At 72.8% G+C, this 3,899-nt stretch carries 6 protein-coding genes; 1 reads left to right on the top strand and 5 read right to left on the bottom strand.

Annotated elements, in window-relative coordinates; all coding sequences use genetic code 11:
* From SACPADRAFT_RS0202970 to SACPADRAFT_RS0202960, 3 genes are all read right to left on the bottom strand, one after another.
* Nucleotides 1-576, bottom strand: a 576-nt coding sequence (locus SACPADRAFT_RS0202970; RefSeq protein WP_007026810.1) for an FAD binding domain-containing protein, incomplete at its 3' end; no start/stop codon positions are given.
* Nucleotides 573-1,121, bottom strand: coding sequence for a 2Fe-2S iron-sulfur cluster-binding protein (locus SACPADRAFT_RS0202965; RefSeq protein WP_007026811.1), 549 nt, complete (start codon nt 1,119-1,121; stop codon nt 573-575). The genes SACPADRAFT_RS0202970 and SACPADRAFT_RS0202965, both read right to left, overlap by 4 nt.
* 109 nt (nt 1,122-1,230) lie before the next feature.
* Nucleotides 1,231-2,022, bottom strand: a complete 792-nt coding sequence (locus SACPADRAFT_RS0202960) for a SigB/SigF/SigG family RNA polymerase sigma factor (RefSeq protein ID WP_026455356.1) — start codon at nt 2,020-2,022, stop codon at nt 1,231-1,233.
* Nucleotides 2,023-2,422: 400 nt separating this feature from the next.
* Here SACPADRAFT_RS0202960 and SACPADRAFT_RS0202955 point away from each other — a divergent pair, with 400 nt between their 5' ends.
* Complete coding sequence (locus SACPADRAFT_RS0202955; RefSeq protein WP_007026813.1) at nt 2,423-2,809, top strand: STAS domain-containing protein; 387 nt, start codon at nt 2,423-2,425, stop codon at nt 2,807-2,809.
* Between the two features lie 48 nt (nt 2,810-2,857).
* Here SACPADRAFT_RS0202955 and SACPADRAFT_RS0202950 read toward each other — a convergent pair whose 3' ends face one another.
* Both SACPADRAFT_RS0202950 and SACPADRAFT_RS0202945 read right to left on the bottom strand, forming a co-directional pair.
* On the bottom strand, nt 2,858-3,388 hold the full coding sequence (locus tag SACPADRAFT_RS0202950) for a CGNR zinc finger domain-containing protein (protein WP_007026814.1): 531 nt from the start codon (nt 3,386-3,388) through the stop codon (nt 2,858-2,860).
* A gap of 64 nt (nt 3,389-3,452) precedes the next feature.
* Nucleotides 3,453-3,725 carry a GntR family transcriptional regulator gene (locus SACPADRAFT_RS0202945; protein ID WP_007026815.1) on the bottom strand — a complete coding sequence of 91 codons (273 nt, stop codon included), beginning with the start codon at nt 3,723-3,725 and terminating at the stop codon, nt 3,453-3,455.
* Nucleotides 3,726-3,899 lie beyond the last annotated feature (174 nt).

The following is a 3,899-nucleotide window of genomic DNA, read 5'->3' as shown; positions in this document are numbered from 1 at the left end:
CAGGTCGGCGACGGCCACGGCGCGGTCGCCGTCGGCGCCGCGGATCCGGGCGACGGCGTCCAGCGCGGCCAGGGCCACCGCCATGTCCGAGGGGTGCACCGCCACACAGTGCTCGGAGGCCCCCAGCACCGCGTGGTACCGGGTGTATCCCTCCAGCGCGGAGCACCCCTGCCCCGGCTCCCGCTTGTTGCACGGTGTGGTGACGTCCTGGAAGTAGACGCACCGGGTCCGCTGCAGGAGGTTGCCCCCGACGGTGGCGAGTGTGCGCAACTGTCCGGAGGCCCCGCGCAGCAGTGCCTGCGCCAGTGCGGGGTACCGCCGTCGGATCACCGGGTGCGCGGCCACGTCGCTGTTCCGGGTGCCCGCGCCGATCCGCACCGTGCCGTCCGCAAGTTCCTCGACACCGTCCAGCGGCAGCCCGGTGAGGTCGACCAGCAGCTCCGGCCGTGCGATGCCCAGCTTCATGTGGTCGACGAGGTTCGTGCCGCCGCCCAGGAAGGCGGCCCGGTCGTTGCCGGTGACCGTGGCGACCGCGGAATCCACGTCCTCGGCGCGGCGGTACTCGAACGGGATCACGACCCGGCTCCCGGTGCGTCGGTGTCCCCGTCCGCCGCGACCCGCTCCCGGGCGAGGCGGGCCACCGCCGCCACGATGTTGCCGTAGGCACCGCAGCGGCACAGGTTACCGCTCATCCGCTCGCGGATCTCGGCGCTGTCGTCCACGGGGGCGGACCGGGCGTCGGCGGTGACGGCGCTCGGTTCGCCCGCCTCGAGCTCCGCGAGGACACCGGCGGCCGAGCAGATCTGCCCGGGGGTGCAGTAACCGCACTGGAAGGCGTCCCGGTCCAGGAACGCGCGATGCAGCGCGTGCAGGACCGGGTCCGCCTCGTTGGCGGCGGTGACGATCTCCGCGCCGTCCCGGGCGACGGCGAACGTCAGACAGGTGGTGGCGCGCCTGCCGTCGAGCAGCACGGTGCACGAGCCGCACTGGCCGTGGTCGCACCCCTTCTTCACCGAGGGCACGTCGAGCCGGTCCCGGAGCGCGTCCAGCAGGGTCACCCGGGTGTCGACCGACAGCGTGTGACGTCGACCGTCCACGGTGAGTGTGATCGGCGATTCCATGACACCCCATGCGACTCGTCGGGACCCGTTGGCGGCGCATTCGACGTACCCCGCACCCCTGCGCATCAAACGGCGCCGTCGGGCGGTGGCGGGGGTGGTCGGGACCGCCTCACTCGGTGAGCCGACCGCGGAGGAACTCCAGGGTCCGGGCCAGCAGCCGGGAGACGTGCATCTGGGAGATCCCGACCCGCTCGGCGATCTGGGTCTGGGTCATGTTGCCGAAGAACCGCAGGATCAACACCCGCCGTTCGCGTTCCGGGAGCCCGGCGAGCAGCGGTTGCAACGACTCGTGGTACTCGACGTTCTCCAGCTCCGCGTCGTCCGAGCCCACCGTCTCGGCCAGGGGGAGGGTGCCTTCGTCGTCGTAGGCGGCGTCCATCGAGACCGACTGGTAGGCGTTGCCCGCGAGCAACCCGTCCCAGACGTCCTCCGCCGCGAGTCCGAGTTCCGTGGCGAGCTCGCTGGGCGTGGGTGCCCGCCCGAGCCGCTGCGCCAGCTTGCCGCTGGCCTGGCTGATCGACAGGTGCAGTTCCTTGAGCCTGCGGGGGACCCGGACCGCCCAGCTCGAGTCCCGGAAGTGCCTGCGGACCTCACCCATGATCGTGGGCACCGCGAAGGCGACGAACTCCGTGCCCCGCGAGGCGTCGAACCGGTCGATCGCGTTGAGCAGTCCCAGCCGCGCCACCTGGACGAGATCGTCCCGGGGCTCGCCGCGCCCGACGAAACGCCGGGCGATGTGCTCGGCCAACGGCAGGCACCGTGTGATGATCTCCTCGCGCACGACTGCCCGCTTCGGGTCGTCCGGCGCGAGCTCGGCCAGCGTGTTGAACAGTGGAGCGAGATCCTCGTAGCCGCCTGAATGCTCGCGCCCCTCCGCGTGGGATTGCTCGTCAGGGGTCACGAAACCGTGACTACCCCGGGCCCCGGTCGGCCACACCCGGCCGCCGGGCGGTGCCCGCCCCCGGGATTGACACCGCCGACGGCAGCGTGACGGCGTCCCCGATCTTCGTCCGCGCACGGTCGAGTTCACCCCGAAGTGCCGATTTTCCCGTGCTGCCGGGCGGTTCCGGGACCGTGGACGGATCGGGACACCGCGGACCGTGCCGCCGTCCAAACAGTCCACAATGGAGAAATCAACCGCGGGGGCGTGGGCCGTCCCGGGTGCCCGCCCCCGTGCCGTCGCGCCGCCGGACCGTCACCGTAACGGAGTGGTTGCGGTCCGTACCCGGGTGTGCGTACCGTCCCGGGCGGTGGCCGTTGCCCGCCACGCCGGACCGGAGACGACAGGGGAGGCGGCGACCATGGACCGCGATGTGCGCACGGGGGCCGACATCCGGATCGAGGCTCCCGTCGCGGGCACGGCGGTCGTGCGGGTGTCCGGGGAGGTGGACCTCGCGGGCGCGCCGCTGCTCCGGCGTTGCCTGGACGACCTGCCGGGCGACGTCCGCGGCGTCGTTCTGGACCTGTCCGGGGTCGTGTTCTTCGGGGCCGCGGGCCTGTCCGCCCTCGGTCACGTGGCCGCGACCGCCGCCCGCCGTGGTCTGCGCCGGGCACTGGTCTGCCCGTCCGTGGTACTGCGCCCGATGCGGATGACCGATCTCGATGTCGGTATGCCGGTGTGCGCGGACCGCGCCGAGGCGCTCGCCGTGATCACCGGGGTGGGCGGGCGGCTCGCGCCGTCGTCGTGACCGGGTGGCCCGGTCGGTTCCGGTGCCGGACCCACGGATCCCGGTGGCTCACCCTCCGACGTGCCGCGAACGGTGCCGGCGGGGCGTGCGACGCGCCGCACAGTCCTCCTGCGCGCACCACTCGCTGTTCCGCGCCGGTGACCGGTCGTAGAACACCCAGCGGCAGTCCGGGTTGCGGCAGGTCTTGAGCCGGTCGCGCTCGCCGGTCAGCCCCGCCGTGAAGGCGGTGCCGAGGATCTCGGCCAGATACCCGGTCAGTGGACCGGTCCGCCGCGGTGGCAGCACCGGATCGCCCTCGGGCGACCACCGTGGCGCGCCCAGCAGCTGTCTGGCCAGCTTGTTGAGTTCCCGGGTGGCGTCCCGGCCCTCGACGTGGTCCCGGAGGCACTCCCGCACCCGCAGCAGCAGTTCGTGGTCCCTGCGGCCCAGCTCCCCGACCACGACGTCCTGGGACCTCAGCCACGCGGCGGCGCTCGTCGGCGTGATGAGGGCGTCCTCGGTGGCCAGCAGCCGTGCCGAGTTGCACAGCTCCACCATCCGGGAGAGCTCCTCGGGGGCATCGGTCCGCGCGAACGACATCCCGCCAAGGCTACTCGGCGGTGGTGGCCCGCCGTGGTCAGCCGGTGCGCACGGGTGACAGCCTTCACGGGTCGGTCGTGCGACCCCCCGGCGCCACGAACGTCCCCTTGGAGCGCAAGGTCTGCACCAGCCCGCGTTCCCGCAGGATCTGCGTCGCCTTCCGGATGGTGTCCAGGGCGACCCCGTACTCCGCGGACAGTGCGCGCTCACCGGGCAACCGGCGCCCCGGGGGCCACTCGCCCCGCTCGATGAACTCCGCAAGATGGTCGGCGAGCAGCACGTACTCGTACCCGGTCTTGCTCTCCGGGTTGTACTTCTTCCGTTCGGGACCGTTCATGGTCAGCAAGATAGAACGGTCGACCGCTGTGTCGGAGTGCGGACCGCGCCCCACCGCGGTGTGGCGCGGTTGCGGTCGGGCGAGGACCGTGGGCGATCCGGGGGGCCGGGGCGGACCGGGCGGACGGTCAGCCGTCGGTGGCCGGTGCGCGTTGCTCGGGGATCGGCTGGGCGG

It is taken from the genome of Saccharomonospora iraqiensis subsp. paurometabolica YIM 90007 (genome assembly GCF_000231035.2).
GTDB classification, from domain to species: domain Bacteria; phylum Actinomycetota; class Actinomycetes; order Mycobacteriales; family Pseudonocardiaceae; genus Saccharomonospora; species Saccharomonospora paurometabolica.
Note: the sequence above shows the minus strand (reverse complement) of the source record. Positions and strands in the feature narration are given on the sequence as shown.

What these genes read in the sequence shown, in the direction of transcription:
- SACPADRAFT_RS0202965 (WP_007026811.1), bottom strand. Translation starts at nt 1,121, where the DNA reads ATGGAATCGCCGATCACACTCACCGTGGACGGTCGACGTCACACGCTG.
- SACPADRAFT_RS0202955 (WP_007026813.1), top strand. Translation starts at nt 2,423, where the DNA reads ATGGACCGCGATGTGCGCACGGGGGCCGACATCCGGATCGAGGCTCCC.
- SACPADRAFT_RS0202950 (WP_007026814.1), bottom strand. Translation starts at nt 3,388, where the DNA reads ATGTCGTTCGCGCGGACCGATGCCCCCGAGGAGCTCTCCCGGATGGTG.
- SACPADRAFT_RS0202945 (WP_007026815.1), bottom strand. Translation starts at nt 3,725, where the DNA reads ATGAACGGTCCCGAACGGAAGAAGTACAACCCGGAGAGCAAGACCGGG.